This is a genomic window from Inquilinus ginsengisoli, assembly GCF_031453975.1.
Taxonomy (GTDB): Bacteria; Pseudomonadota; Alphaproteobacteria; order DSM-16000; family Inquilinaceae; genus Inquilinus; species Inquilinus ginsengisoli_A.
On record NZ_JAVDPW010000002.1, the window covers coordinates 158,687 to 185,488 of the forward strand.

General features: G+C 67.7%; 25 protein-coding genes. 11 read left to right on the forward strand and 14 right to left on the reverse strand.

Features of this window, described 5'->3' with window-relative positions:
- Positions 1 to 52: 52 nt before the first annotated feature.
- Complete coding sequence (locus tag E9232_RS04575) at positions 53 to 754, reverse strand: alpha/beta fold hydrolase (protein WP_309792413.1); 702 nt, start codon at positions 752 to 754, stop codon at positions 53 to 55.
- Between the two features lie 208 nt (positions 755 to 962).
- Between E9232_RS04575 and E9232_RS04580 the strand changes: the two genes are divergently transcribed.
- Together E9232_RS04580 and E9232_RS04585 are read left to right on the forward strand one after the other, a co-directional pair.
- Positions 963 to 1,877, forward strand: coding sequence for a LysR family transcriptional regulator (locus tag E9232_RS04580; protein ID WP_309792414.1), 915 nt, complete (start codon positions 963 to 965; stop codon positions 1,875 to 1,877).
- A gap of 69 nt (positions 1,878 to 1,946) precedes the next feature.
- Positions 1,947 to 2,507, forward strand: a complete 561-nt coding sequence (locus E9232_RS04585) for a YdeI/OmpD-associated family protein (protein ID WP_309792416.1) — start codon at positions 1,947 to 1,949, stop codon at positions 2,505 to 2,507.
- A 154-nt stretch (positions 2,508 to 2,661) separates the two neighbouring features.
- Here the strand turns inward: E9232_RS04585 and E9232_RS04590 are convergent, their stop codons facing one another.
- The 4 genes from E9232_RS04590 to E9232_RS04605 form a co-directional block, all read right to left on the reverse strand.
- Positions 2,662 to 3,486 (reverse strand): ABC transporter substrate-binding protein, encoded by an 825-nt coding sequence (locus E9232_RS04590; RefSeq protein ID WP_309792417.1) that lies wholly within the window; start codon positions 3,484 to 3,486, stop codon positions 2,662 to 2,664.
- A 71-nt stretch (positions 3,487 to 3,557) separates the two neighbouring features.
- Positions 3,558 to 4,268: an ATP-binding cassette domain-containing protein gene (locus E9232_RS04595; RefSeq protein WP_309792418.1), complete on the reverse strand. Its 711-nt coding sequence runs from the start codon at positions 4,266 to 4,268 to the stop codon at positions 3,558 to 3,560.
- Positions 4,265 to 4,978: an ABC transporter permease gene (locus E9232_RS04600; protein WP_309792419.1), complete on the reverse strand. Its 714-nt coding sequence runs from the start codon at positions 4,976 to 4,978 to the stop codon at positions 4,265 to 4,267. The genes E9232_RS04595 and E9232_RS04600 overlap by 4 nt, the downstream gene beginning before the upstream one ends.
- 128 nt (positions 4,979 to 5,106) lie before the next feature.
- Complete coding sequence (locus tag E9232_RS04605; RefSeq protein WP_309792420.1) at positions 5,107 to 5,997, reverse strand: LysR family transcriptional regulator; 891 nt, start codon at positions 5,995 to 5,997, stop codon at positions 5,107 to 5,109.
- Between the two features lie 320 nt (positions 5,998 to 6,317).
- Between E9232_RS04605 and leuC the strand changes: the two genes are divergently transcribed.
- The 7 genes from leuC (at position 6,318) to E9232_RS04640 (ending at position 13,057) form a co-directional block, all read left to right on the forward strand.
- Positions 6,318 to 7,715, forward strand: coding sequence for a 3-isopropylmalate dehydratase large subunit (gene leuC, locus E9232_RS04610; protein WP_309793149.1), 1,398 nt, complete (start codon positions 6,318 to 6,320; stop codon positions 7,713 to 7,715).
- Between the two features lie 2 nt (positions 7,716 to 7,717).
- On the forward strand, positions 7,718 to 8,317 hold the full coding sequence (leuD, locus tag E9232_RS04615; protein WP_309792421.1) for a 3-isopropylmalate dehydratase small subunit: 600 nt from the start codon (positions 7,718 to 7,720) through the stop codon (positions 8,315 to 8,317).
- Positions 8,318 to 8,391: 74 nt separating this feature from the next.
- Complete coding sequence (gene leuB, locus E9232_RS04620; RefSeq protein ID WP_309793150.1) at positions 8,392 to 9,444, forward strand: 3-isopropylmalate dehydrogenase; 1,053 nt, start codon at positions 8,392 to 8,394, stop codon at positions 9,442 to 9,444.
- 110 nt (positions 9,445 to 9,554) lie between these two features.
- Positions 9,555 to 10,577 carry an ABC transporter substrate-binding protein gene (locus E9232_RS04625; RefSeq protein ID WP_309792422.1) on the forward strand — a complete coding sequence of 341 codons (1,023 nt, stop codon included), beginning with the start codon at positions 9,555 to 9,557 and terminating at the stop codon, positions 10,575 to 10,577.
- Positions 10,574 to 11,428: an ABC transporter ATP-binding protein gene (locus E9232_RS04630; protein WP_309792423.1), complete on the forward strand. Its 855-nt coding sequence runs from the start codon at positions 10,574 to 10,576 to the stop codon at positions 11,426 to 11,428. Before E9232_RS04625 ends, E9232_RS04630 begins: the two co-directional genes overlap by 4 nt.
- Positions 11,409 to 12,215 (forward strand): ABC transporter permease, encoded by an 807-nt coding sequence (locus E9232_RS04635; protein WP_309792424.1) that lies wholly within the window; start codon positions 11,409 to 11,411, stop codon positions 12,213 to 12,215. Before E9232_RS04630 ends, E9232_RS04635 begins: the two co-directional genes overlap by 20 nt.
- 74 nt (positions 12,216 to 12,289) lie before the next feature.
- The gene (locus tag E9232_RS04640) at positions 12,290 to 13,057 is read left to right on the forward strand and encodes an SDR family NAD(P)-dependent oxidoreductase (protein ID WP_309792425.1); all 768 of its coding nucleotides are present in this window, start codon (positions 12,290 to 12,292) and stop codon (positions 13,055 to 13,057) included.
- A gap of 66 nt (positions 13,058 to 13,123) precedes the next feature.
- On the opposite strand, the gene E9232_RS04645 is transcribed toward E9232_RS04640, so the two are convergent.
- The 5 genes from E9232_RS04645 to E9232_RS04665 form a co-directional block, all read right to left on the reverse strand.
- A complete protein-coding gene (locus E9232_RS04645; protein WP_309792426.1) occupies positions 13,124 to 14,506 on the reverse strand; it encodes a DHA2 family efflux MFS transporter permease subunit in 1,383 nt (460 codons plus the stop codon).
- Between the two features lie 145 nt (positions 14,507 to 14,651).
- Positions 14,652 to 15,809, reverse strand: a complete 1,158-nt coding sequence (gene dgoD / locus E9232_RS04650; RefSeq protein WP_309792427.1) for a galactonate dehydratase — start codon at positions 15,807 to 15,809, stop codon at positions 14,652 to 14,654.
- Between the two features lie 33 nt (positions 15,810 to 15,842).
- Positions 15,843 to 16,928: an ABC transporter ATP-binding protein gene (locus E9232_RS04655; RefSeq protein WP_309792428.1), complete on the reverse strand. Its 1,086-nt coding sequence runs from the start codon at positions 16,926 to 16,928 to the stop codon at positions 15,843 to 15,845.
- A 29-nt stretch (positions 16,929 to 16,957) separates the two neighbouring features.
- A complete protein-coding gene (locus E9232_RS04660; protein WP_309792429.1) occupies positions 16,958 to 18,703 on the reverse strand; it encodes an ABC transporter permease in 1,746 nt (581 codons plus the stop codon).
- A gap of 8 nt (positions 18,704 to 18,711) precedes the next feature.
- Complete coding sequence (locus tag E9232_RS04665; protein ID WP_309792430.1) at positions 18,712 to 19,863, reverse strand: ABC transporter substrate-binding protein; 1,152 nt, start codon at positions 19,861 to 19,863, stop codon at positions 18,712 to 18,714.
- Positions 19,864 to 20,033: 170 nt separating this feature from the next.
- Here E9232_RS04665 and E9232_RS04670 point away from each other — a divergent pair, with 170 nt between their 5' ends.
- Positions 20,034 to 20,735: a GntR family transcriptional regulator gene (locus E9232_RS04670; protein WP_309792431.1), complete on the forward strand. Its 702-nt coding sequence runs from the start codon at positions 20,034 to 20,036 to the stop codon at positions 20,733 to 20,735.
- 5 nt (positions 20,736 to 20,740) lie between these two features.
- Here E9232_RS04670 and E9232_RS04675 read toward each other — a convergent pair whose 3' ends face one another.
- A complete protein-coding gene (locus E9232_RS04675) occupies positions 20,741 to 21,910 on the reverse strand; it encodes a mandelate racemase/muconate lactonizing enzyme family protein (RefSeq protein WP_309792432.1) in 1,170 nt (389 codons plus the stop codon).
- A 124-nt stretch (positions 21,911 to 22,034) separates the two neighbouring features.
- On the opposite strand from E9232_RS04675, the gene E9232_RS04680 reads away from it, so the two are divergent.
- Entirely contained in the window at positions 22,035 to 22,952 is a 918-nt protein-coding gene (locus tag E9232_RS04680) for a LysR family transcriptional regulator (RefSeq protein ID WP_309792433.1), read from the forward strand.
- Between the two features lie 433 nt (positions 22,953 to 23,385).
- Here E9232_RS04680 and E9232_RS04685 read toward each other — a convergent pair whose 3' ends face one another.
- The 3 genes from E9232_RS04685 to E9232_RS04695 are packed head-to-tail and all read right to left on the reverse strand — an operon-like array spanning position 23,386 to position 26,802.
- The gene (locus tag E9232_RS04685) at positions 23,386 to 24,513 is read right to left on the reverse strand and encodes a mandelate racemase/muconate lactonizing enzyme family protein (protein WP_309792434.1); all 1,128 of its coding nucleotides are present in this window, start codon (positions 24,511 to 24,513) and stop codon (positions 23,386 to 23,388) included.
- Positions 24,514 to 24,537: 24 nt separating this feature from the next.
- Entirely contained in the window at positions 24,538 to 25,701 is a 1,164-nt protein-coding gene (locus E9232_RS04690; RefSeq protein WP_309792435.1) for a mandelate racemase/muconate lactonizing enzyme family protein, read from the reverse strand.
- Positions 25,702 to 25,710: 9 nt separating this feature from the next.
- Positions 25,711 to 26,802: an ABC transporter ATP-binding protein gene (locus E9232_RS04695; protein WP_309792436.1), complete on the reverse strand. Its 1,092-nt coding sequence runs from the start codon at positions 26,800 to 26,802 to the stop codon at positions 25,711 to 25,713.

Below are 26,802 nucleotides of genomic sequence, written 5' to 3' on the forward strand. Positions count from 1 at the left end.
GAGACCGCTTCGCGACGGCCTCCCACTTCCACTCCGCGGGTATCGGCAGTCGTCAGCCGTTTTGAACAGCGGCCGCGGCCTTGCGGATTACGCTGACAACAACGTTCGGGTGCGAAAGCATGGGAACATGGCTGCTCGCCACCTCGGTGACGGTCGCTCCCATGCGCTCCGAGACCCAGCGCTGCAAATCGGGATGCACAGTGTGGTCTTGCGTAGCCAGAACGTACCAGCTCGGCTTCGACTTCCACGCGATGTTGTCGGCGCTGAGCTTCTGTTGGTGGAACAGATCGAAGACAGGAGCATAATGGGTAGCCCACACGAGCTTCTGGTCTTCCTCGGAGAGATCTCCGGCAAAGAACTCGGTGCCGTTCGGAAGCATCCACGCACGCCCATCCGCGACCTCGACGCGAGTGAAAATATCCGATGGATATTTGTCGAGTTGGTTCTGTACGGTCTCGCCCGCATCGGGGGCGACCGCTGCGATATAGACGAGGCCCGCCACACGCTCATCGACTCCCGCGGCCGTGATGGTGGCTCCGCCATAGGAATGACCGACGAGCAGGACGGGGCTGCCGACGCGGTTGAGCGTGCGCTTCACCGTCGCCACGTCCTCTTCGAACGAGTCCAGGCCATATTGAACCGCGATCACCTCGTGCCCGTCGGCCTGCAAGGGCGGGATCACCTTGCTGAAGCACGAGCCATCAGCCCAGATGCCGTGGCAGAAAACGATGGTTGGTTTGGCTTGCGTAGACACATTGCACTCCTTGCTTGTACGAAATGAGACTGAAAATCTAATTCTGGCTATCCGCTCGGGCCTTGCTCGATTGGGTCGGCGACGACCGCCCCGGCACCAGGCGGTGAGAGGCAAAGCGCCCCGGTTCCCTGCGCTGGTTACAATCATTCGATCATCGATCGCCGAATAGATGATAGCCTTTCCGTTCTTTCGAGAATGGATGTCCCGAATGGCGACGATTCTGGAAAAGACGGCCGGTCTGCTCGCCTTCGTGCGGACCGTTGATGCCGGGTCTTTCGCTGGCGCAGCCCGGCTGATCGGCGCCAGCCCTTCGGCGGTATCGAAAAGCGTCGCGCGCTTGGAACAACGTCTTGGCGTGCGCCTTCTGCAGCGGTCGACGCGCACGCTCAGCCCGACTTCCGAAGGCGCCGCGTACTATGAGCAGGTGGCCGCCCATCTGCGTGCCATCGAGGAAGCCGAGGACATCGTGCAGGTGCCGGGTAATGTGCGCGGCGTGCTCCGGGTCACCGTGCCAACGACGTTTGGCCGCCCCCTGATCTCGGCATGGGCCGGCTCGTTCCTGGATCGCTATCCAGACATCAAGCTCGACCTCAGTGTCACGGACCGCCGTATCGATCTGATCCGCGAAGGCTTCGACATCGCGGTGCGGATCGGGGAACTGGAAGATACGACTTTGATCGGCCGCTCGTTGGGTGTCCTGCACTATGTCCTGGGCGCATCGCCAAAGTACCTGCAGCGACGGGGCATCCCGCAGGCAGTCGATGATCTCAAGCGGCACGCCTGCCTTCGCCACCTGCTCGGGGGCCGGCCGCAACCATTCACTTTTGCCGACGGCACGCGGATCGTACCCGATGGGCCTTTCGATTCAGACGATGCTCAGTCGTTGATCGAGGCGGCCGTAAGGGGGGTCGGCATCACGCAGTTCATGCGCCTCGCGATCGAGGACGATCTTGCCGCCAGCCGCTTAAGTATAGTGCTGCCAGAGATACCGATGTTCACAACGCCAGTCCACGTCTTACATCCGTTCGGACGCCAACTCCCGCTGCGAGTACGCCTGTTCATTGATTTTCTAGTCGAGGCGCTCGGCGTCGACGGCAATTCGAACTTGGGATCGCAGAGCTGATAGATTCATCATCGGCAACCTTCGAACGACCATCAGCGTCACGCCGACTTGCAACAACGGAGCTGCAGCATGGAGATGGCGTATCAGGAGCGGTGGCAGGCCGAGATTGCCGAGCTGCAGATGATCTTGTCTGGGTTCGACTTAAGAGAGGAGTGCAAGTGGGGAAAGCCCTGCTACACAGTGGATGGAAAAAACGTCGTCATCATTCAGGGCTTCAAAGAATACTGCGCGTTGGGCTTCTTTCAGGGTGCGCTGCTGAAGGACCCGAAGAAGCTGCTGGTGCAGCTCGGGCAGGTTCAGGCAGCGCGGGTGATGAAGTTCAGCAGCGCCAAAGAGATTGCGACGAAGGCGGCCACCATCGAGGCCTACGTGCGCGAGGCCGTGACGGCCGAGAAGGCCGGTTTGAAGGTCCAGACGAAGCCCCCGGAGTTTCCCGTGCCCGAGGAGTTGAAGGAGAAGTTCCGCAACGATCCGCAGTTCAAGCGCGCGTTCGAGGCGCTGACGCCGGGTCGGCAAAGGGGATACCTGTTTCACTTCGCCGGCGCGAAGCAGTCTGGAACGCGGACCGCGCGGATCGAGAAGGTGATGCCTGCGATCTTCGAAGGACGAGGGCTTCTGGAGCGGCGATAGATGGTGAAACTGTGGATGCGTACCGAGAGATGATCAGCGACTATCGAAAACGTTCGGTTGATCTCGCTCTGCAATCCTATCCCGCACTACCCGAAATTAGCCCATTCTACGGCCGAACGCCGCTTGGACGCCCGCGACAGCCGTGGCGCGGACGCTATCCAGTCGGCCGCGCATTCGGGAAGAACAGCTGCAGCCCGTCGATCCGATACCCGGCAATGGCCGCCTGACCTTTGCCGGACAACAACCAGTCGATAAAGGCCTGGCCGTCTGCCGCTTTCACCGTGGGATGTTTCGTCGGGCTCACCAGGATCACGCCGTACTGGTTGAACAGTGCCGGGTCGCCCTCGACCAGGACGACGAGGTCGCCCTTGGACTTGAAGCTGGCCCAAGTGGCACGGTCGGTCAACACGTAGGCCTGCATCTCGCGGCCCGTGTTCAGGGTCGCGCCCATGCCCGACCCGGCCTCGCGGTACCAGCCGCCGCTCGCCGCCTTGACGTCGATACCGGCCGCCTTCCACAGCGCCAACTCGGCCAGATGAGTGCCGCTGTCGTCGCCCCGCGACAGGAACGGAGCCCGCGCCGCCGCGATCTTCGCCAGCGCGGCGGCGGCATCCCTCGTGTGGCCGATGCCTGCGGGATCAGCGGTCGGTCCGACCAGGACGAAATCGTTGTACATCACGTCAAAGCGGGCGACGCCATCGCCCGCGGCCACGAACTTCTCCTCCGAAGGCTTGTGGTGCACAAACAGCACATCGGCGTCTCCCCGCCGCGCCGTTTCTATCGCCTGGCCGGTGCCCTGGGCCACCACCCGAACCTCGATCCCGGTCTCCCTGGTGAATATCGGCAATAGATAGGGGAATAGCCCGGAATTCTCAGTCGAGGTGGTGGACGCCACGGTAATGAAGCGGTCGGCGGCCTCGGCCGGAATGACGAGGCCGAGCAGAAGTCCGACCATCAGAACGAGACGCTTGGCGATCATGGCGCCCTCCCTGGTTGTTACGATCACGGTCGGCCGCCGAGAGCATAGCGCAAGAAGCATTCGCGCTATCCTCAGATGAGCTGACCCGCAAGGAATCTGGCGGCGGTATCGGTCTCGGGCTGGGCGAAGAATGCAGCTGCCTGCCCCTGCTCTAGCATCCTGCCGCGATGCAGGAAGATGATCTCAGCCGCGATTCGCCGCGCCTGGCCCATGTCATGGGTTGTCATGACGATCTTCGTACCCCCGGCGGCGATGCGGCTGATCAGCGCTTCCACCGCCAGCGTGGCGCCCGGATCCAGGCTGGCGGTCGGCTCGTCCAGGAAAAGAACCTCGGGTTCCACGGCCCACGCCCGGGCGAGGGCCAGCTTCTGCTGCTCGCCGCCCGACAGCAGCGGCGCCAACCGCCCGGCCAACCCGGACAGGCCCGCCTCGGCCAGCAATGTGGCAATGCGCTCGGACCGCCGGGATCTCTTCAGCCCGCGCAGAGTGAGCACGTAGTCGAGATTGGCGGCGACTGTCCGACGCAGCAGAACCGGCCGCTGGAACACCATCGCCTGTCGCCTCGGCGCATCCTGGGCGTCGGGCCCGAGCCAGCACACCGTCCCCGCGGCCGGGGCCAACAGGCCGTGGCACAGCCGCAGAAGCAGGCTCTTTCCGGCCCCATTCGGGCCCAGGATCACCGTCGGGGCCCCGGCTCCTATCGCCAGGTCGACAGCATCGATCAGCGCCCGCCCGCCTGCCACATAGGACAGGCCCGAAAGCCGCAGCGGCAGGATGGTCACGACGCAGCACCCGCCCCCCGCCGCGCGGCCTGGCCCAAGGCCAGCGCCCCAGCATTGATGGCCAGCGACAGGCACAGCACGATCAGGCCCAATCCGAGCGCCAGGGCGAGGTCGCCGCGGCTGGTCTCGAGTGCGATCGCCGTGGTCATTACCCGCGTGACCTTGTCGATGTTGCCGCCGACGATGATGACGGCGCCGACCTCGGCCGATGCCCGGCCGAACCCGGCGAGGAGCGCGGTGGCCAGGCTGAGCCGCCCGTCCCACAGCAGTGTCGCCACGGCGCGCAGGCGGCCGACGCGGAGTGAGCGGAACAGCTCGTCATAATTCGCGTGGAGATCCTCGACCGTCTGCCGCGCCAGGGCCGCGATGATCGGGGTGATCAGGCAGGCCTGGGCTATGACCATTGCGGCAGGCGTGAACAGGAGCCCGAGCGACCCCAGCGGCCCGGCCCGGGACAGCAGCAGGTAGACCACCAGACCAACCACCACCGGCGGCAACCCCATCAATGCGTTCAGCACGATCACCACCGCCGACCGCCCGGGGAAGCGGGACACGGCCACCAGGGCGCCGAACGGCAGCCCGACCAGCCCCGCCAAGGCTGTCGCCGACAGGCTGATTGCCAGCGACCGCAGCACGATGGCGACCAGCTCGGGGTCGCCGCCCAGGATCAGATGCAGGGCGGCGGCGAAGGCATCCATGAAATCCGTCATCTCGCGGCTCCTGCGTCCAGCAGCCCATGATAGAGGTCAACAGTGCCGCGGTGCCAGCCGGCGGGGGAAGAAAACGGCGCAGAACTGCGCGACCATCGCCGATGGCGATGACGGAAGGGGCGTTCGGTCTATGCCTCGCGGGAGGTGAGATGCTGGACCAGGAGGTGGACCGGCGGCGGCAGCGAGGCCGCGTCGCGGGTGCAGATCTTCCAGTGCCGCACGGCCCAGGGCTCATCGAGCCTGACGGCGACCACCTGGCCGTTCTCCACATATCGCGCGGCATGGAGTTCGGGCACGAGGGCGATGCCGAGCCCGGCCTCGACCATGCCTCGGGCCGGCTCGAATCCGTTCACCCTGAGGCGCAGGCGCAGCGGCTGGTTGAGCTCCGCGGCGGCGCGCGTGACCAGGGAATCGAGATAGCTGCCCAGCTGGGGCCCGACCAGATCGTGCCTGGCGATGTCGGCGAAGGTCACCCCGTCCGCCCCGCTCAAAGGATGGTCCGGCGGCATGATCACCGTGAGACGGTCGCTGCGATAGGGGAAGACGCGAAGATCGGAGAACGGCATGGGGCCGCCGAAGATGCCGATATCGGCCGCGTTCTCCGATACGGCGCGGCTCACCTCGCGGCTCAGCCCCTCTTCCAGGTCGATGCGGATGGCGGGGTGGAGGGCCAGGAAATCGCGGAGGTCGGTCGACAGGTACTGCACGATGGTCGAAACGCTCGCATGGATGCGGATCTGGCCGCGCATCCCCGTCGCGTGGTCGACGAGTTCCCGCTCCATCTGCATCAGGTCCCGCATGATGGTGTGGGCGTGGCGCAGCAGGGCGTGGGCGGCGGAGGTCAGCTCGATCCCGCGGTTGCTCCTGTGGAACAGCGGGGTCCCCAGTCTCTTTTCCATATCGGACATGCGCTTGCTGACCGCCGATGCGGCGATGTGCTCGACCTCCGAGGCGCGGGAGATGCTCCGGTGCTCGCAGATGGAGACGAAGAGCTTCAGGGACACCAGGTCGATCTGCATTCCGCGCTCCAAACCGATCTCGCAGTCGCCGGAGCCTGATGCTCCCGCGCCGAGGCTTGCACTCTGACAGATCGGGCCGGGCCTGCCATCGCCGATCGCGATGGCAGGGTCCCCAATCACGATTCCGGGCGGCGCATGAACTGTTGCAGCATGGTGAAAATCGAACCGCAACGCCCTGAAGCGAGGCCGGCCGAGATGGCCCGGCGTCCCGCTCCACGATGTCGCCGCGGGCGGGTTTTCGGGGTGATCGCCGCCCCTGCCCCGCCGCGCGGCATGGGAAGGAAACCGTGAGCCCGGAAGCGAGCACCGCGCCGCAGACCATGTTCGACAAGATCTGGGACCGGCACCGGATCATGACGCGGGAGGATGGCCAGGACCTGCTGTTCATCGATCGCCACTTCATCCATGACGTCACCGCGACGGCGTTCGACATGCTGCGCCAGCGCGGCCTGAAGCCACGGGCGCCGGAACGCATCTTCGGCACGCCCGACCACTACGTCCCCACCCACGGGCGGGACATGGCATCGATCAACCACCCGGAACGCCGCGCCATGATCGAGGCGCTGAAGCGCGACGCCGCGGAGTCCGGCATCACCCTGTTCGGCCTGGAAGACCCGCGCCAGGGCATCGTCCATGTGGTGGGGCCCGAGCAGGGGCTGAGCCTGCCGGGCATGACCATCGTCTGCGCCGACAGCCACACCTCCACCCATGGGGCGCTTGGTGCGCTGGCCTTCGGCATCGGCGCCACCGAGGTCGGGCATGTGCTGGCGACCCAGTCGCTGTGGCAGCGCCGGCCGCGCCGCATGCGCATCAGCGTCGATGGCACGCTCGGGCCGGCGGTGACCGCCAAGGACATCATCCTCGCGATCATCGCCGAGATCGGGGTCGCCGGCGCGGCGGGGCACGTCCTGGAATATGCCGGCAGCACCATCCGGGCGCTGTCGATGGAAGGCCGGCTGACGGTCTGCAACATGTCGATCGAGGCCGGCGGCCGCGCGGGGATGATCGCCCCGGACGACACCACCTTCGCCTATCTCGCGGGCCGTCCCTACGCTCCGAAGGGCGCCGACTGGGACCGGGCGGTGGCGCAATGGCGCGGCCTGCCGTCGGACGAGGATGCGGTGTTCGACCGGGAGATCGCGCTGGACGCCGCGGCGATCGCGCCGATGGTGACCTGGGGCACCACGCCCGAGGATGCCGCCGCGATCACCGCGCGGGTTCCGGACCCGGCCGATGTGGCGGATCCCGACCGGCGCGACGGCATGGAGCGGGCGCTGGCCTATATGGGTCTGGTGCCCGGCACGGCGCTGGAGGAGGTCGGCATCGACCGGGTGTTCATCGGCTCCTGCACCAACAGCCGGATCGAGGATCTGCGCAGCGCGGCCGCGGTGGTCGAGGGCCGGAAAGTGGCCGGCGGGGTCGAGGCCTGGGTGGTGCCGGGATCGCAGCAGGTCAAGGCGCAGGCGGAGTCCGAGGGGCTGGACCGGATCTTCAAGGCCGCCGGCTTCGACTGGCGGTTCGCCGGCTGCTCGATGTGCCTGGCCACCAATGGCGACATGGTCGCGCCGGGCCAGCGCTGCGCCTCGACCTCCAACCGGAACTTCGTCGGCCGTCAGGGGCCGGGGGCACGCACCCATCTGATGAGCCCGGCGATGGCGGCGGCGGCGGCCGTGACCGGCCGGCTGACCGATGTCCGCCGGCTGATGGCGGGAGGCTGACCATGGACCGTCTCGACCGCCTGGAGGCCGTGGCCCTGCCGATCGCCCGGGTCAACTGCGACACCGACCAGATCATCCCGGCGCAGTATCTGCAGAAGATGCGGTCCGACGATTTCGGGCGGTATCTGTTCGCCGAATTCCGCTTCCGCCAGGATGGATCGGAGGTCGAGGATTTCATCCTGAACCGGCCACCCTACCGCCCCGCCCGCATCGTCGTCGCCAACCGCAACTTCGGCTGCGGCTCCTCCCGTGAGCATGCGGTCTGGGCACTGTACGATTACGGGATCCGGGCGGCCATCGCCCCCAGCTTCGGCGACATCTTCTTCACCAACTGCCTGAAGAACGGCCTGCTGCCGATCGTGCTGCCGCAGGAGGTGGTGACGCCGCTGCTGGCGCATCTCGAGGCGGTGCCGGGCGCGACGGTTGCGGTCGACCTGCCGGCGCAGCAGGTGGTCCTGCCGGACGGCACGCACCATCCCTTCGAGATCGAGGCCTTCGCCAAGACCTGCCTCGTCAACGGCATCGACGAACTCGGCTACACCCTGGCGCAGTCCGCCCGGATCGACGCGTTCGAGCGCAGCCACGAGGGCCGGGACGCCTAGCCCTCGCCGTTTCAGACATTCGTGTTCGCCCAGAGATTCGAGTTCAAGGAGAGACGTTCGTGAAGATCGCGATCATGGCCGGCGACGGCATCGGCCCCGAGGTCGTCGGCCAGGCGCTGAAGGTGCTGCGGCTGGTGGCGCCCCAGGCCGAAACCGAGGAGGCCCCGGTCGGCCAGGCCGGCATCGATGCGCGCGGCAAGCCGCTGCCCGACGAGACCCTGGCCCTGGCGCGGCGCGTCGATGCCATCCTGTTCGGCTCGGTCGGGGTGGCCGACGAGGCGAGCATCCCGCGCGAACGCCGCCCCGGCACCGGGTTGCTGCAGCTGCGCGAGGCGCTGACGCTGTACGCCAATTTCCGCCCCGCCTTCATGTTCCCCGAACTGATCGGCGCCTCGACGCTGAAGCCGGAGGTCGTCGACGGGCTCGACCTCGTGATCCTGCGGGAACTCAACGGCGACGTCTATTTCGGCAAGCCGCGCGGCTTCGAGACCAATGAGAAGGGCGAGCGCGTCGGCTTCAACACCATGCGCTATTCCGAATCCGAGGTCGAACGCATCGCCCATGCCGCCTTCCGGGCCGCCCGCAAGCGGCGGCGCAAGGTCTGCTCGGTCGACAAGGCCAATGTGCTGGAAACCATGCAGCTCTGGCGCGAAGTGATGACCCGCGTCGGCCGCGAATACCCCGATGTCGAACTGAGCCATCTGTTCATCGATGCCGCTTCCATGTCGCTGATGCGGAACCCGAAGCAGTTCGACGTGATCGTCACCGGCAACATGTTCGGCGACATCCTGTCGGATGCGGCGGCGATGCTGACCGGGTCGATCGGCATGCTGCCCTCGGCCTCGCTCGGGGTCGACCGCAAAGGCCTGTACGAGCCGGTCCACGGCTCGGCCCCTGACATCGCCGGCCAGGATGTGGCCAACCCGCTGGCCGCGATCCTGTCGCTGGCGATGATGCTGCGCGAGAGCTTCGAGCTGGAGGACAAGGCGCGGCAGGTGGAAAACGCGGTCCGCACCGTGCTCGCCCAGGGCTATCGCACCGGCGACATCTATCAGCCCGGCACCCGGCGGGTGGGCACCACGGAGATGGGCGACGCGGTGGTCCAGGCGCTGCGGGCGGCAGCCTAGGGATTGTCGGCCGGGCCGGAGCCGCCCGCTTCGCCCGGCCGTCCCCGGAACGTTCGGCCCACCTGCCTCGGACTCACAACCAACAAGACGAAGCAAACGGAGGAGACATCATGAAGCTCGGAACAACGCTGGCGCTGTGTGCGGCCACGATCCTGTCGGTGACCGCGGCGGCGAGCGCCCAGGACCGGCCGGAGAAGACGGAGGTCCATATCGGCGCCGCCTCGACCGGCGTGACCTACCTGCCCCTTCTGGTGGCGAAGCAGCTCGGCTACTTCAACGATGAGGGGCTCGACGTCACCATCGCTGCCTTCTCCGGCGGGTCGAAGGCGCTGGAGGCGCTGATGGGCGGCAGCACGGACGTCGTCGCCGGCGCCTATTCCAACACCATCACCATGGCCGCCAAGGGACAGAGCCTGGTCACCTTCGCCGCCCAGGTGAACTGCCCCGCCTGGATCTTCGGCATCGCCAAGAAGAACGAGGGCAAGGTGCACACGGCCGCCGACCTGAAGGGCATGCGGGTCGGCGTCAGCGCGCCGGGGTCGAGCACCCACATGGCGCTCAACTACATCCTGCACCAGGCTGGGCTGCAGCCGGAGGACGTGTCGATCATCGGCGTGGGCCAGGCCGCCGGCGCCGTGGCGGCGATCCGGGCCGGGCAGATCGACGCGCTGATCGTCAACGATCCCTCGGCCACCATCCTGACGGACAGCGGCGACATGATCCCGCTCGCCGAGATGCGGACGGCGGAGGGCAACAAGGCGGTCTTCGGCTCCGACTATCCCGAATCGAGCCTGTACTCGACGAAGGCCTTCATCGACGAGAACCCGAAGACCGTGCAGGCCGTGACCAACGCCATCGTCCGTGCCGAGCACTGGATCGCCCAGGCGACGCCGCAGCAGGTGGCCGACAGCGTCCCGCCGGAATATGTCGGCGACGACAAGGTGCTCTACGCCAAGGCGTTCGAGAACAGCCGCCGCTGCATCTCGCAGACCGGCGTGCTGTCGGACCAGGGCGCGCAGACCGTGCGCAACGTCCTGACCGCCTTCGACCCCAGCATCGGTTCGGCGCCGATCGATCTCGGCGCCACCTATGACAACAGCTTTGCCACCAAGGCGGCGGGGGCAGTCCGGTGAGCGTCGCCGTCCGCAGGATCAGCGAGCAGGCCATGCCGCAGGACGCAGCGCATGCCCTGCGGTTCGACGGGGTGACCTGCACCTTCGCCAGCAATGAAGGGGCCGGCAAGACCTACACCGCCGTGCGGGACGTGAACCTGACGGTGCGGGAGGGCGAGTTCCTGTCCGTGGTCGGGCCGACCGGCTGCGGCAAGTCCACCCTGCTCAACGTGGCGGCCGGACTGATGCGCCCCTCCTCCGGCACGCTGAGCGTGTTCGGCCAGCCCCTGAGCCAGGGGCTGAACAAGGACGCATCCTACCTGTTCCAGGTGGATGCGCTGATGCCATGGAAGACGGCGGAGGACAATGTCGCCGCCGGCCTGCTGTTCCACGGCAAACCGAAGGCGGAGGCGCTGCGGATCGCGCGCGAATGGCTGGTGCGGGTCGGGCTCGACGGGCACGGCCGGAAATATCCGCACCAGATGTCGGGCGGCATGCGCAAGCGGGCCGGCCTGGCCCAGGCGCTCGCGCTCAACCCCCGCATCCTGCTGATGGACGAGCCGTTCAGCGCGCTCGACATCCAGACCCGGCAGCTGATGGAGGACGAACTGCTGCAGATCTGGTCGGCCGACCGCAAGTCGGTGGTGTTCGTGACCCATGACCTGGAGGAAGCCATCTCGCTGTCGGACCGCGTCCTGGTCCTGTCCGCAGGTCCCGGCACACGGCCGATCGCGGAATTCGAGATCGACCTGGAGCGCCCGCGCCAGGTCGCGGAGATCCGGATGACGCAGCGGTTCCTGCAACTGCACGCCGCGATCTGGGACGTGCTGAAGGGAGAGGTGCTGAAAAGCTATGCCCGCAACCGCTCGTGACCCGCGCAACCACGGCCTGGTCCTGGCCTGCCGCCTGGTCCTGCTGTTCGGCGGCCTGTTCCTGTGGTGGCTGTTGACCACGACGGGGCTGCTGTCGACCTTCTTCTTCGGCGATCCGGTCGGCGTCGCCCGGCGCCTGTGGATCTGGTTCGCCACCGGGTCGGTCTTCATCCATCTCTACACCACCCTGCTGGAAACCCTCCTGGCGTTCGCCATCGGCACCGTCCTGGGGCTGGGGATCGGCCTGTGGCTGGCGCTCAACCCGTTCCTCGCCGCCGTGACCGACCCGTTCATCAAGGCGTTCAACTCGATGCCGCGCCTGATCTTCGCGCCGGTCTTCGCGCTCTGGTTCGGGCTCGGCATCTGGTCGAAGGTCGCGCTGGGCGTGACCCTGGTCTTCTTCGTGGTGTTCTTCAACGTCTACCAGGGCGTGCGCGAGGTCAGCCCGGTGGTGTTGTCCAACACCCGGATGATGGGCGCGAATTCACGTGAGTTGCTGCGCCATGTCTATGTGCCGTCGGCGATGAGCTGGGTGTTCTCCAGCCTGCACAACGCGGTGGGCATCGCCTTCGTCGGCAGCGTGGTGGGCGAGTATCTCGGCTCGGAAAAAGGGATCGGCTACCTGATCCTGCTCGCCGAGGGGGTGTTCGACATCAATTCGGTGATCGCCGGCATCCTGCTGCTGACCGTGTTCGCGCTCGTGCTCGACACCGCGGTGTCGATGTTCGAGGAGCGGTTCATGCGGTGGCGCCCGGTCGCCGGGCAACCGGTCGGCGCCAACGTCTGACAGACCCTACAGGGGATCGGGGTGGGCCGGCATCCCCTGCCCGTCCGACCCATTTTTCATCAGAGGCAACGATCTTGCAGCTCAACACCATCAATCTCGACGGGCGGGTCGCCGTGGTGACCGGCGGCGCGCAGGGCATCGGCTACGAGGTGGCCGACCGCTTCCTCCGCTCCGGCGCGCGGCTGGTCATCTGGGACATCAACCAGGACAGTCTGCAGACCGCCAAGGGCACGCTGGCCGCCGCCACCGGGCGGGACGACATCCACACCATGCGGGTCGACATCGCCGACAATGCCGGCGTCGAGGCAGCGGTGGCCGGAACGGTCGAGGCGCTGGGGCGCATCGACATCCTGGTGAACAATGCCGCGATCGTCGGCCCGAACGCGCCTTTGGCGGACTATCCGCTGGACGCCTGGCGCAGCGTGCTGGACGTCGACGTCAACGGCACCTTCTACTGCTGCCGGGCCGTCGCGCCGGTGATGACGGCGCAGAATTACGGCCGCATCGTCAATGTCGCGTCGATCGCCGGCAAGGAGGGCAACCCCAACGCCGCCGCCTACAGCGCGGCCAAGGCCGCGGTCATCGCCATGACCAAGTCGTTGGGCAAGGAACTGGCCGGCCACGACATCGCGGTCAATTGCGTCACCCCGGCCGTCGCCCGCACGCCGGGCGCGATGGAGCAGGCACCGGAGCACATCAAATACATGCTCAGCCGGATTCCGCGCGGGCGATTCCTGGAGCTGGCGGAGGCCGCCGCCATGATCGCCTGGCTGGCCAGCGCCGAGAATTCCTTCACGACCGGCGCCGTCTTCGACCTCTCGGGCGGCCGCGCGACCTACTGATCGAAAGGACCGTCTTCACGCTGTTCCAATCCCTGCGCGACGGCCGCCTCAGCTCACCCAGGAGCATCAGGCCGGTTCGCGCACCCGCCCGGCGAGCACATCGCCAGCAGTCCCCGGCAGCGCCAGGAACGACAGGAACGACAGCGAGGACACCAGCGCCACCACCAGGAACGCCAGCTCGAAGGCATGGCCAGTCGGATGGGCTGCCCCGCCGCTGAACAGGTGCAGCAGGGTGGCGGCGAAGGCCACGCCGACGCTTTGCGAGATCCGCTGCGCCATCTGGGACAAGGCCGTGGCGTGGCTCATCTCGGTCGCGGAGGGTTCGGCGAAGGCCAGAGTGTTGATGCTGGTGAACTGGAGCGCGCGGAACACGCCGCCCAAGAAGATCACGATCATCATGACATAGGGGGCCATGCCCGCCGTGAAGGTGGCGCAGAGCGCCATGGAGGCGCTGGCGATCAGGGCATTCCAAAGCAGCACGCGGCGGAACCCGAACCGGTGCAGGATCCGTCGCGCCACCGTCCGCATGCCGAAGGCGCCGATGGCGGACACGAAGGTGATTCCGCCCGATTCCAGCGGCGTGTATCCGAACACCTCCTGCATCAGCAGCGGCAGCATGAAGGGCAAGGCGCCGAAGCCGATCCGGAACAGCGACCCGCCCAGCATGCTGGACCGGAACGCGGGCAAGCGGAACAGGCGGAGGTCGAGGATCGGGTGCCGGGCGCGGCGCGCATGCAGCCCATAGATCGCGAGGGCGGCCGCACCGGCAATCGCGAGCCCGATGGCTTCGAGGTCGCCGCCCCGCGCCATCGTGTCGAGGCTGAAGATCAGCGCACCGATGCCGAGGCCGGTGAGGATGAAGCCGGGCCAGTCGAACGGCTTGGGCTCGGAGGGCGGGATGGGCTCGATGAACAGCGTGGTCAGCACGATCCCGAGCAGGCCCACCGGCAGGTTGATCCAGAAGATCCACCGCCAGGAGGCGAAGGTGGTGATGAAGCCGCCGAGGAGCGGCCCGACGGCGGGGCCGATCACCGCCGGCAGGCCCATCAGGATCATCGCCGACACCAGCTCCGCCGGCGAGACCGAGCGCACCAGGATCAGCCGCCCGACCGGAAGCATCAGGGCGCCGCCGAAGCCCTGCAGGATGCGGGCCAGGATGAGGGCGGTCAGGCTGGTCGACGCCGCGCACAGCAGGGAGGCGACGGTGAAGATGCCGATCGCCCAGCGGAACACGGTGTGGGCGCCGAAGCGGTCCGCCACCCAGCCGCTGATCGGCAGGAAGACGCCCAGCGACAGCAGGTAGATCGTGATCGCGGAATGCAGGCTGAGGGCGGGAACGCCGAAGGAGTCGGCCATCGAGGGCAGCGCGGTCGCCAGCGCCGTGGAATCGATCTGCTGCATGATGATGGCCGAGGCCACGATCAGCGGCACGCTCTTGCGTTTTTCCATTCTCACCTCAGGCCCGACGCCGCACCGCCGGTCATCCCCGCGAAGTCGTCGCCCCACGCCGGGGAGGTCTATGACAATCGGGCCGCAAAGGCGACCACGACGGAACGGCCCGGGCCTGTCCCGACCGTTCCGTCGTCGCCCCGCCTTACTGGTCGACGACGGAGCCGTCCTTGTGCAGCCGGGTGTGCATCTTCCGGGCCCGGTACGGAAACTTCTCGGCGGCATCGGGGCGAAGCGAGATGCCGATCCCCGGCTCGTCGCTGATCGTCAGGAAGCCCTCGCCGTCGTGCCGCGCGGCGCCGATGAGGAAGCTGTCGGAATCCGGCCGCTTGTCGGTGACGTCCCAGGTGTCGTTCGGGAATTCCTGGAGCACGAAGTTCGGGGCGGTCGCCGCGATCTGCAGGCACGCCGCCGTCGAGACCGCGCTGAGCGGATTGTGCGGCACCACCCCCGCATGCGACGCCTCGGCCAGCGCCGCGATCTTGCGGGCGCCCGAGATGCCCCCGACGATGCAGACATCCGGCCGCACCAGCTGGACCGCGTTGCGGGCCAGCAGCATCTGGAATTCCCACAGCGAGGTCATGCGCTCGCCCGTGGCGATCGGGATGGAGATCTTGTCCGCCACATAGGCCATCTCGTCCAGGTTGTCGGGCGTGATCGGATCCTCGATGAACAGGGGATGGAACGGCTCGATCGCCCGCCCGAGCTGGACCGCCTCATAGGGGGTCATCCGGCGATGGATCTCGATGCAGAGATCCATGCCCCGCCCGGCGATCTCGCGATACTGCCGGACCGTGTCGACGGCATCGCCGATCTTCTCGGCATGGGTCTGGAAATACGGCACCTCGCGGCGGCTGTCGAGGAAGGGGGTCAGGTGGCCGACCGCCGTGAACCCCATCTTCTTGGCGTCCTCGATGCCGGAGAACAGCTCCTCCTTGGTCTCGCCGAACACGTGGTAGTAGGCCCGCGCCTTGTCCCTGACCTTGCCGCCGAGCAGCGCGTGCACCGGGGCGTCGAAATGCTTGCCGGTGATGTCCCACAGCGCGATGTCGATGGCGCTGATCGCCGCCATCACCGCCGAACCGCGGAAATGCGCCCAGCGGTACATGTACTGCCAGTGGTGTTCGATCCGCAGCGGATCCTGCCCGAGCAGGTAGTCCTTGAAGCGGAGGACGGCGCCGGCCGTCGCCTCGTGGAAGCCCCACGCCCCGCCTTCGCCGAGCCCCACGAGACCGTTGTCCGTCCGGATCTCGACGAACAGGTACTTGTCCACCAGGATGGTCTCGATGCTGTCGATGCGCATGTCTCTGTCCTTCAGGAAAGATTGAACGGCCGTTCAGCCATTCGGAATCAGGGTGACGGCGTCCGGCTCGATCCGGACGCGGATGGTCTCTCCCGCGGCGGGCGCGGTGCGGGCCGGCAGCTCGGCGCGGAGGGTGAGCCCGCCGATGCGCAGGAGGCAGGTGACCACCGGCCCGAGGAAGCTGGCGGACGTGACCTCGGCATCGAAGGCGTTGGGGCCGTCCTCCGCGTCGCGCATCCGTTGGATGCTCTCGGCCCGGATGCAGACCAGGATGGCGCCCGACACCCTGACGGCCTCCGGCCGCGAGAACAGCCCCTCGATCGTCAGCCCGTCCGCCAGGGAGACCAGCGCGCGGCCATCGCTCGCGGCGCGGACGATGTCGCCCTGCAGGATGTTGGCGTTGCCGATGAACTCGGCGGCGAAGCGGCTGGCGGGCCGGTCGTAGAGATCTCGCGGGCTGCCGGACTGGATCATCTCGCCATCCTTCATCAGGATGATCCGGTCGCTCATCAGCATCGCTTCGGACTGGTCGTGCGTGACGTAGAGCGAGGTCTGCCCCAGCCGCCGCTGCAGCGCGACCAGCTCGAACCGCATCCGGTCGCGCAGGCCGGCATCCAGGTTGCTGAGCGGTTCGTCGAACAGCAGCAGGCGCGGCGAGGTGACGATGGCGCGCGCCAGGGCCACCCGCTGCTGCTGGCCGCCGCTGAGCTCGGTGCCGTAGCGCGCCGCGAACCCGTCGAGACCGACCATCTTCAGGGCCTCGCCGACCTTGGCGTCGACGGTGGCGGCGGGCTCGCGGCGGGTCCGCAGGCCGTAGGCGACATTCTCGAAGACGGTCATGTGGGGCCAGACGGCATAGGACTGGAACACCATGTTGATGCCGCGCTTCTCGGGCGGCACGTCCCGGCCGTCCGCCGCCACGACCTCGCCGCCGATGCGGATGGTTCCCGCCGAGGAGCCTTCGAGGCCGGCGATGCAGCGCAGCGTCGTGGTCTTGCCGCAGCCGCTCGGCCCCAGAAGCGAGACGAACTCCCCGTCCTCGACGGTGAAGGAGACGTTGCGCACCGCCGTGACGCTGCCATAGGCCACGACGAGATCTTCCACGCTGAGCTTGGCCATGATGCTCCTTCGAGAATTCCGGTCGCCGGTCACACCGCCTGGGACAGCCGGACGCGCAGCACATACCGGCCGACGACGATCCCCGCGACCAGGATGGCCGTCTGCAGCAGGCCGATGATCGCGGCGTTCTGCACGTTTCCGAATTCGAGATAGTCCCAGGACATCACCGACAGGACCTTGTTGCTCGGCGACGCCAGGAGGATCGCCGCGCTGATCTCGCGGATCGAGAAGATGAAGACCAGGATCCAGGCCGAAAGGACGCCGGGCCGGATCAGCTTGAACGTCACCTGCCGCGCCGTCCGCCAATGCGAAGCGCCGCAGACCGCGGAGGCCTCCTCCAGCGACTTGTCGATCTGGATGATCGAGGTGTCGATCATGCGGTAGGCGAAGGGGATGTAGGAGGCGACGAAGGCGATCACCAGGATCCAGATCGTCCCGTAGGCCGGCGTCATCAGGTAGGTCCAGAAGATGCCGGTGCCGAAGACGATGCCGGGGACGGCGATCGGGAACATGGCGATGTAGTCCAGGATGCCGCTGCCGCGCACATGCAGGCGCCGCACCGCATAGGCGATGACGATGCCGAGCAGGACGCAGAGCGTCGGCGCGAGGAGCCCGACGAGCAGCGTGTTGCCGATCGATTGCCGCACCGCCACCGAGCCGGCCACCGACCAGAAATTCGCCAGGGTGAAGGTCGCGTCGAGGATGGAGGAGGAGGTGAAGCTGGTGAAGGCGACGTACAGCAGCGCGAGATAGGGCAGGATGATCGCGAGCGTGACATAGACCAGGATCATCAGGATCGCCGGCAGCCGCCAGCCGCGCAGCTTGACCATGCGGGTGCGATAGCCGCGGGCGGTCACCGTGACGAAGCGCGTCGCGACCCTCGACGCGAAACGGTAGAAGAACACGCCGATCAGCGAGATCCAGAACAGCAGCGTGCCGATCGCGGCCGCCCGGGAATAGTCGAGCGGGAAGGTCGCGACCGCCCGGTAGATGTCGACGGCCAGGAACGGCATCGCCTGCGTGCCGCCGAGGGCGGCGGGGATCGAGAAGGTGCCGCAGGTCAGCACGAAGACGAAGAAGAAGGCCGAGATGATCGACGGGCGGACCACCGGAAAGGTCACCTTCCAGGCGGTCGCGAGCGTGCCAGCCCCGTTGAGATAGGACGCCTCCTCCATCGACGGGTCCATGCCCTTCAGCGCGGCCGAAACGGTCATGTAGGCGTAGGGCACGTTGTACAGCGCCATGACCAGGATCACCCCGCTGGCCGTCATGACGTTGATCATGGATCCGGTGACGCCGAGCAGATCGCGGGCGAGCACGTTCAGCAGGCCGGCATTCGGCGACGCCAGGATGAGCCACGCCAGCGCCCCGACGAATGGCGACAGGTAGAGGGGGGCGATGACCGCGTTCTCCATCACCCCCTTGGCGGGCAGATCTGTCCTGGCGAGCAGCCAGGCCAGGGCGATGCCGATGACGCAGGCGACCAGGGACACCAGAAGCGATGCCCCGACGGTGACCGCGAGGGTCTTGAGGTAGGGCAGCGTCGTGTAGACCGCGGCGAGGCTGCGCAGCGAGAACTGCGCCCGCGGATCCACGAAGGTCCCGGTTCTGACCGCGCCGACGAACATCAGCGCGATCGGAACCAGGACCAGCACCGTGAGGAGGAGCCCGAGAGCGAGCGGAAGCATCAGGCCGCGCCGGCGGCGGCGCATCGCAGCGTAGCCGGCCGGATGGTCCTCGGTCTTCAGCACGGGCGCGGTCGCGGAGACGGTCATCGCGCGCCTCAGCGGCCGAAGATCTGGTTCCACTCGGCGATGATCGGCTTCGCGGGATCGACGTAGCCGGGGTCGTTCAGATAGTCGATGTAGAGGTCCTTGGGATCCGCGTACCAGTCTTCCTTGTACCAGTCGGCCTTCGCCGCCTTGCGGGGATCGACGGTGTCCGCCCGGGCCGAAGCGACGCCTGCGACCTTGAACCAGGCCGCCTGCCCCTCGGCGCTCGTGGCCCAGTCCTGGAACAGCCGGGCCGCGTTCGGGTGCGGGGCCTTGGCCGAAATCGTCTGGACCGTCAGATTGGCGGGGGTCGGGTCCGGGAACACCCAGCGGATCGGCGCGCCCTTGAGGTAGAAGCCGCCCATGTCGCTCTGCGACGCCTGGTCGACGATGGCGTGCTCGCCCGCGGCGAGGCGATCATACATCGGTGATTTGCTCTCGTAGACCTGCGGCTTCAAGGCGGCCATCTTCGCCAAGAAGTCCGGCCCGAACTGCTGCCGCTTCCCGCCCAGGAACATGTAGACGTAGGAGTAGCTGCTGCCGCCCGAGGCCGGGGTGCCGGTGGCGATACGGCCCGCCCAGCGCGGGTCGGTCAGGACGTTCCAGCCGCCCTCGCGGATCAGCTTGTCCTCCTCCGGCGTGACCTTGCTGGAGTTCCAGGCGATCCCCATGGCGTTGACGAAGATCGTGTACCAGACGCCGTCCTTCTTCATCTCCGGCCGGATGCCCGCCGCCGAAGCCGGGACGTAGTCCGCCACCAGCCCTTCGCCATGGGCGGATTCGATCAGGACGGTGTCGGTGATCTGCACCAGATCGGCGATGTGCTGCCCGACGCGCTCCTCCGTCAGCCAGCGCTCGAACAGGGGATAGCTGGGGCCGCGGACGTTCTGCGTCGTGATCCCGTATTTGTCGGTGAAGGCCTTGGTCCACACCGCCGTCGGGTCGATCGCGGTGGTGTGATAGTAGGTCAAGGTGCCTTCGGCCTTGGCCGCGGCGACCAGCCCGGCATCCGGCTCCGGCGACGCCGCCAGGGCGAGGCCCGATCTCCCGGTGAGGGACAGGCCGAGGGCGCCCAGCCCGGCCAGCGCGCCCCCCTGCAGCAGCTTGCGGCGCGACCAGGCGCCTTGTGAACCGAAGAACGAGCGATCGTCGGAATGAGCCATGACGTTCCTCCCAGACTTTCTTTGGCCAGACTTCTTTGGCCAGGCTTCGCTGGCAACGGCGCCTCCCGGACGCCTCGTTTTGTCGGATCATACATTTGCGCAAATATATTTGCGCGTCAACGCCGGACTGCGATAATCTGGCGAGGCCAGATGATGTCAGGAGAAGACTTGTGGACCCTTGGGCGAGCCCGGCTCTCGAAGCGCCGCTCAACGAGCCGACCTATCTCAGGGTCAAGCGCGCCATCATCGGAGACCTGGTGTCGGGGCAGTTCGTCCCGGGGACGCATCTGACGATCGAGGCCCTGACGTCGCGCTATGCCGTCAGCCACATGCCGATCCGCGAGGCGCTTCGCCAGCTGGAAGGCGAAGGCATCCTGATCTCGCTGGCCCATCGCGGCTTCCGGATCGAGGCCATCACCGAGGAGTACATCCGGAACATCTACGACATCCGGGTCGGGATCGAGTCGATGCTGGCCCACCGGGCGGTCGAGCGGGCCACGGACGCCGAGGTCGCCACCCTCCGCCGGCTGCACGAGGATCTGAGTGTCCTGATCCGATCCGGAAAGCCGATGGTGGCGTCGCGGGAGAACATCGTCTTCCACAAGCGGATCTACGAGATCGCGAAGAACCCCGAAGCCGAGCTGATCCTGGAGGGGCGCACCCGGGTGGTGCGGACGGTCGCGGACAGTCTCGGCGGCTACACCCCGGATGTGTATGACGCGGTCATCGCCGAGCATGAGAAGATGATCCTGGCCTTCGAGGCCCATGATCCGACGGCGGTGGGCGAGGCTGTCTTCGACCACGTCACGGCGGCCAGGGACCGCCTGCTCGCCCGCATTTCCGAGAGAGGCGCGTTCTCGGCAAAACCATGAGACGGCTACGCGTCGAGCACCCCCTTCATCACCTTGTACAGGGCAGGCTTGGCCTCGAAGCCGATCCCGGGCAGGTCGGGCAGGCCGACGAAGCCGTCCTCCACCGCGATCCCGTCGGCGAAGCCGCCGAAGGGCTGGAACACGTCGGGGTAGGATTCATTGCCGCCGAGATGCAGGCCGGCCGCGATGTTCAGCGACATCTGGTGCCCGCCATGCGGCACCACCCGGCGGGTGGACCAGCCCGCCGCGGCGAGCACGTCCAGCGTGCGCAGATATTCGACGAGGCCGTAGGACAGGGCACAGTCGAACTGCAGCACATCCTGCTCCGGATTCATGCCGCCATAGCGCAAGAGGTTGCGGGCGTCCTGGTGCGAGAACAGGTTCTCCCCCGTCGCCATCCGACCGGGATAGACGGCCGAAAGCTCCTTCTGCAGGGCATAGTCGAGGGGGTCGCCCGCCTCCTCGTACCAGTAGAGCCCGTAGGGCTCGAGCGCCCGGGCATAGGCGACGGCGGTGGCAAGATCGAAGCGGCCATTGGCGTCGACCGCCAGGCACCCGCCCTCCCCCACCACCCCGAGCACCGCCTCGATGCGGCGCAGATCCTCGGCCAGGGGGGCGCCGCCGATCTTCATCTTGACCACCCGGTAGCCGCGGTCGCGGTAGCTGCGCATCTCGTCCTTGAGCTGCGTCAGATCCTTGCCGGGGTAGTAGTAGCCGCCGGCCGCGTAGACCCACACCTTGTCGTCGGCCTGCCCGCCGCGGTAACGGTCCGCCAGCAGGCGCCACAGCGGCTGCCCCGCAATCTTGGCGACGGCGTCCCACACCGCCATGTCGACGGTGCCGACCGCGACCGAGCGCTCGCCGTGGCCGCCGGGCTTCTCGTTCGCCATCATCGTGGCCCAGATGGCGAAGGGGTCCAGGTTGTCCGCCCCCTCGTCCACCAGCGCCGCCGGGTCCGCCTCGCGCAGGCGGGGCACCATCCGCTCGCGGATCAGCGCCCCCTGCCCGTATCGCCCGTTCGAGTTGAAGCCGAACCCGACCACCGGCTTCCCGTCCCGCACCACATCGGTCACGACGGCCACCACGGAGCACGTCATCTTGGAGAAATCGATGTAGGCATTGGCGATGGAAGAGGCGATCGACACGGTCTTCTCGCGGATATCGACGATCCTCATACCTGCAATCCTCTCTTCCGTTTGGCGTCGGCCGCTGCCGGCTGCCTGCGGATACCAACCCTTCGGACGGCACCGTAGCGAAGAGACCCGGCCGAGGGCCAATGCCGTTGGAGCGTCAAACCATGTGCGTTCGGCATCATCGATGGAGCTGACCTGGCTCGAGGACTTCGTCGCCCTGGCCGAAACCGGGAACTTCTCCCGGGCGGCCCGGGCGCGCCATGTCACCCAGCCGGCCTTCAGCCGCCGCATCCGGTCGCTGGAGGATTGGGTCGGGACGCCGCTGTTCGACCGGGCCACGCACCGCGTCGGGCTGACCGAGGCCGGCCGCCAGTTCCGGCCGGCCGCGACCGAGACGCTGCGCCGGCTGCACCAGGGCCGAGAGGCGGCGCGCGAGGCCGGCAGCAGCGAGGCCACGGCGCTGCGCTTCGCCGCCACCCATTCGCTGTCCTTCGCCTTCTTCCCGGACTGGCTGGGTTCGCTGGCGCCCAGCGCCGCGGTCGGCAGCGTGCGGCTGATCTCGGACAGCATGCAGGGCTGTGAGCAGGTGCTGGCCAACGGCCAGGCGCATTTCCTGATCTGCCACCATCACCACGCCGTGCCGAACCGGCTCGACGCCTCCCTGTTCAAGGCCCTGCCCATCGGTCACGACGCCCTGCAGCTGGTGGTCGCGCCGGACCTTGCCGCCCAGGACCCGGCGACCCTTCCCTACCTGGCCTACAGCGCCGAATCCGGGCTCGGCCGCATCGTCTCCGGCGTTTACGGGCGCCAGATCAGCCAGCAGCCGGTCTTCACCTCGCATTTGGCCGCGGTCCTGCACAGCATGGTGCGGAACGGCCGCGGCGCCGCCTGGCTGCCGCGCAGCATCTCCGGCGACGACCTGGCGGCGGGCCGGCTGGCCGCCATCGGCCCGGCCACGCCGCCGATCCCGATCGAGATCCGCCTGTTCCGGCCGCGGGCGCGCCAGAGCGCCCAGGCCGAGGCCTTCTGGCTGCTGGCCCGCGACTGGGCCGCCGGCCAGGGCTTCGACCCCGAGGCGGAGTAGAGCCGGACGAATTTGGATCAGATCGCGCTGGGAGGGACCGCACCAATGCGTTGCCTCTCCCGCTTGCGAGACCTTTTCAGAATAGACCGAGCCCGCCCCTTTCTTGTCCCCCCTCCCCTTGCGGGAGGGGGTCAGGGGGAGGGGTCTGCGCGCGTCCGCGCGCGAATGGGCAAACGACAGGCTTCGCCATCGGGGCCAGATTGCCAGAATCCTGGCCGGTTCTGGACATCGAGAACCCCCTCCCCCTACCCCCTCCCGCAAGGGGAGGGGGGACTCATTTTTGAGTGCGGCCGATGTCGTTGCGAGCCGCCGAGAAGATCCAGGGGATTTCTGACAAGGTCTCGCTTGCGGGAGAGGCAAGGTGAAGACGCTCGACATCCTGCCAGCCCCTGCCCCGATGCACTGACGTGACCCGACCTCAGTTCATTCCGGTCTAGCCGATGCGGTGGGGCGCCAGCGCCTCCTCGTTCGGGTCGAGGCCGATGCCCGGCAGGTCGGACACCGTGACCGTGCCGTCGTCGTTCAGCGCCGGCGGGTGCAGGTAGACCTCGCCCGCCATGGCGTTGACCTTCTTCGGATAGAATTCCAGCAGCCGGGCGTTCGGGATCGCCGCCAGCAGGTGCAGATGGGCCTGCTGGTCGCCATGCGGGCAGATGTCCAGGCCATGCGCCTGGGCCATGGCAGCGACCTTCATGAACTCCGTCACCCCGCCCATGTAGCGCGCATCGGGGTTGAGGATGGCGACCGCCTGGGTGGCGATCAGGTCGCGGAAGCCGTGCTTGGTGTATTCGTTCTCGCCGGTCGCAATCGGGATCGACGTCGCCGCCGCGATCTTGCGGAAGCCGTCATAGTCGTCCGGCTGCACCGGCTCCTCGAACCAGAACGGCTCGTACTCCTCGGCCCGCTGCGCGAGCTGGATCGCGTCGTAGTAGCGGTAGGCGCAGTTCGCGTCCATCAGCAGCTTGACGTCCGGGCCGATCGCCTCGCGCACCGCCTTGATGCGGGCGATGTCCTCCTTGATCGGCACCGCGCCGATCTTCATCTTCACCGCCTTGGCGCCGAGCGCCACATAGGACTCGACCTCCTGCTGCAGCTCCTTGAAGCCCTTGCCCTCGGAGTAGTAGCCGCCGGCGATGTAGAACGGGATCCGGGTGCGATAGCCGCCCAGCAGCTTGTAGAGGGGCATGTTGGCCAGCTTGGCCTTGATGTCCCACAGCGCCAGGTCGATCGACGACAGCGCCCGCGTCTCGTAGCCGCGCCGCCCGGACAGCTTCGGGCTCCACAGGCTGGCCCAGATGGCCTCGGTCATCGTCGGATCGCGGCCGACCAGCGTCGCGAGGAAGCTGGCCCGCAGTTCGCGCTCGCCCGGGCGCGGACGGCCGACGCCGTAGCCGGTCACCCCCACATCGGTCTCGATCTTGACCACGGTCATGTCGGAGGTGGTGTAGGTGTGCAGGCCGTTGGTGATCGGCCGCGCCCGCTTCCACTGGTAGTCCGCCGTCGACACGCGGGTGATCTTGGCCGCCCCGCGGCCGGGCGCGGCGTCTTCTGTGGCTGACATCGGATGGTCCTCGGATGGTTGACGCTACTGGTCGACGACACCGCCGTCGACATGGGGACGCATTTGGATGGGCCGCGGCCGCACGGGCTCGCGATGCTCGACCCCCGGCACCAGCTCGATGCCCAGGCCGGGGCCGTCGGGGATGCGGATGAAGCCGTCCTGCGGCTGGTCCAGCCCCGTCACCACGTCATGCGCCGGCAGCAGGGCCGAGCCGTCCGCGCCGGGCGAGGCCGACGGGTATTCCTGGATCGCCAGGTTGGGGATCGCCGCGCCGAGCTGCAGGCACGCGGCCAGGCTGACCGGCGACAGCGGGTTGTGCGGCACGATCTGGACGTCGTGCGCCTCCGCCAGCGCCGCGATCTTGCGGCCGCCGGTGATGCCGCCGCACAGGCAGATGCAGGGCCGCAGGAACTGCGCCCCGCGCCGGGCCAGCAGGGTCTGGAACTGGTGCAGGCCGGTGTAGCGCTCGCCCGTCGCGATCGGGATCGGGATGTGGTCGGCCACCCAGGCCATCGCGTCCGGATTGGCCGGCGGCAGCGGGTCTTCGAAGAACATCGGGTGGTAGGGCTCGATGCCCCGCGCCAGCGTCACCGCCTCCGGCACCGTCAGCCGGCGGTGGATCTCGATGCAGAGATCCATGTCCTCCCCCGCCGCCTCGCGCAGCCGGGCGACATTGCGGATCGCGTCCCGCATCTTGCGGGCATGGGCGCGGAAATACGGATCCTCGATGTTCTCGTCGAGCAGCGGGTTGAGATGCCCGACCGCGGTGAAGCCGGCCTTGCGCAGGGTGGAGACATGCGCCGCCTGCTCGTCGATGGTGCGGCCCTTCACATGGGCGTAGAGCCGGGCCTTCCGGCGCATGGCGCCGCCCAGCAGCTCATGGACCGGCACGCCGAGCTGCTTGCCCTTGAGGTCCCACAGCGCGATGTCGATCGCCGAGATCGCGCCGGTGATCGCCGCGCCGGTGAAGTGGTGCGAGCGGTGCATCACGTTCCAGTGATGCTCGATCGGCCGCGCATCCCGGCCGACCAGGTAGGCGCCGAATTTGGCGATGGCCGCGGCGCTGGCCTCCAGATGCCCCCAGGCCCCGGATTCGCCGATCCCGACCAGGCCGGATTCGGTGGTGATCCGGACATAGAGGTAGCGGCCGATCGGCAGCGGTTCGACGGTGGCGATCTTCATCATCATGCTCGCCCCTCAGGGGTTGACGCAGAGGCAGTCTTCCGCCGGCAGCAGGACTCGGGCGTCCTGGGCCGGCGGCGCGCGGTCGGCCAGCACCCGCAGGTCGCCCAGCGGCGTGGACCCGGTGATCTCGAAGCTGGAACCCTGGTACAGCACCGTCCCGGGCGTGAAGGGCAGCACCGTCCCCGCCCCCTCCGCCGCGTCGCCGGGCGCCAGCAGCCGGATCTTCTGCGGCCGGATGGCGACGCAGATCGGCGTGCCCTCGGCCAGGGCCGAGGTCGTGCGGGCGGCCACGGTGATGCCGGCCTCGGTCATCACTTCGGTGCCGGAGGCGCCGATGCGGCCGGGGATCAGGTTGGCGCCGCCGACGAATTCCGCGACATGCGCGGTGCGGGGCCGCTCATAGACCTCGGCGGCGGTGCCGACCTGCTCGACCGAGCCGCGGCTGAGCAGGACCACCTGGTCGCTCATCGACAGCGCCTCGCTCTGGTCGTGGGTCACCAGGATCGTGGTCAGGCCGAAGCTGTCATGCACCGAGCGCAGCCAGGCCCGCGCGCGCTCCCGCAGCTGGGCGTCGAGGTTGGACAGCGGCTCGTCCAGCAGCAGCAGGCGCGGGCGGTAGACCAGGGACCGGGCGATGGCGACGCGCTGCTGCTGGCCGCCGGACAGCTGGAAGGGATAGCGGTCGGCGAGTGCGCCGAGCTCCAGCTTCTCCAGCATCTCGCGCGACCGCTGCTGGCGCTCGGCGGCCGGCGCCCGTCGGATCTTCAGGGCGTAGCCGACATTCTGCAGCACGGTCATGTGCGGCCACAGCGCATAGCTCTGGAACACGTAGCCGATGTTGCGGCGCTCGGTCGGGACGTTGATGCCCTGCCGGTCGGAATAGATCGGGTCGCTGCCGAACCGGATCTCGCCGGCGGTCGGCCGGTCGAGGCCGCCGATGATGTTGAGCAGCGTGGTCTTGCCGCAGCCGCTGGGGCCGAGCAGCGAGGTGAACGAGCCTTCGGCGACCGTCAGGGTGACGTCGTCCAGCACCGTCAGGCTGCCGAACGACTTGCTGATGCCGGAAAGGCCGACGGCGATGTCCATCCGGGTGATCGCGTTCAA

What these genes read in the sequence shown, in the direction of transcription:
- E9232_RS04580 (WP_309792414.1), top strand. Translation starts at nt 963, where the DNA reads ATGGCGACGATTCTGGAAAAGACGGCCGGTCTGCTCGCCTTCGTGCGG.
- E9232_RS04585 (WP_309792416.1), top strand. Translation starts at nt 1,947, where the DNA reads ATGGAGATGGCGTATCAGGAGCGGTGGCAGGCCGAGATTGCCGAGCTG.
- E9232_RS04590 (WP_309792417.1), bottom strand. Translation starts at nt 3,486, where the DNA reads ATGATCGCCAAGCGTCTCGTTCTGATGGTCGGACTTCTGCTCGGCCTC.
- E9232_RS04600 (WP_309792419.1), bottom strand. Translation starts at nt 4,978, where the DNA reads ATGACGGATTTCATGGATGCCTTCGCCGCCGCCCTGCATCTGATCCTG.
- E9232_RS04605 (WP_309792420.1), bottom strand. Translation starts at nt 5,997, where the DNA reads ATGCAGATCGACCTGGTGTCCCTGAAGCTCTTCGTCTCCATCTGCGAG.
- leuC (WP_309793149.1), top strand. Translation starts at nt 6,318, where the DNA reads ATGTTCGACAAGATCTGGGACCGGCACCGGATCATGACGCGGGAGGAT.
- leuD (WP_309792421.1), top strand. Translation starts at nt 7,718, where the DNA reads ATGGACCGTCTCGACCGCCTGGAGGCCGTGGCCCTGCCGATCGCCCGG.
- leuB (WP_309793150.1), top strand. Translation starts at nt 8,392, where the DNA reads ATGGCCGGCGACGGCATCGGCCCCGAGGTCGTCGGCCAGGCGCTGAAG.
- E9232_RS04625 (WP_309792422.1), top strand. Translation starts at nt 9,555, where the DNA reads ATGAAGCTCGGAACAACGCTGGCGCTGTGTGCGGCCACGATCCTGTCG.
- E9232_RS04635 (WP_309792424.1), top strand. Translation starts at nt 11,409, where the DNA reads ATGCCCGCAACCGCTCGTGACCCGCGCAACCACGGCCTGGTCCTGGCC.
- E9232_RS04645 (WP_309792426.1), bottom strand. Translation starts at nt 14,506, where the DNA reads ATGGAAAAACGCAAGAGCGTGCCGCTGATCGTGGCCTCGGCCATCATC.
- dgoD (WP_309792427.1), bottom strand. Translation starts at nt 15,809, where the DNA reads ATGCGCATCGACAGCATCGAGACCATCCTGGTGGACAAGTACCTGTTC.
- E9232_RS04655 (WP_309792428.1), bottom strand. Translation starts at nt 16,928, where the DNA reads ATGGCCAAGCTCAGCGTGGAAGATCTCGTCGTGGCCTATGGCAGCGTC.
- E9232_RS04660 (WP_309792429.1), bottom strand. Translation starts at nt 18,703, where the DNA reads ATGACCGTCTCCGCGACCGCGCCCGTGCTGAAGACCGAGGACCATCCG.
- E9232_RS04665 (WP_309792430.1), bottom strand. Translation starts at nt 19,863, where the DNA reads ATGGCTCATTCCGACGATCGCTCGTTCTTCGGTTCACAAGGCGCCTGG.
- E9232_RS04675 (WP_309792432.1), bottom strand. Translation starts at nt 21,910, where the DNA reads ATGAGGATCGTCGATATCCGCGAGAAGACCGTGTCGATCGCCTCTTCC.
- E9232_RS04685 (WP_309792434.1), bottom strand. Translation starts at nt 24,513, where the DNA reads ATGTCAGCCACAGAAGACGCCGCGCCCGGCCGCGGGGCGGCCAAGATC.
- E9232_RS04690 (WP_309792435.1), bottom strand. Translation starts at nt 25,701, where the DNA reads ATGATGATGAAGATCGCCACCGTCGAACCGCTGCCGATCGGCCGCTAC.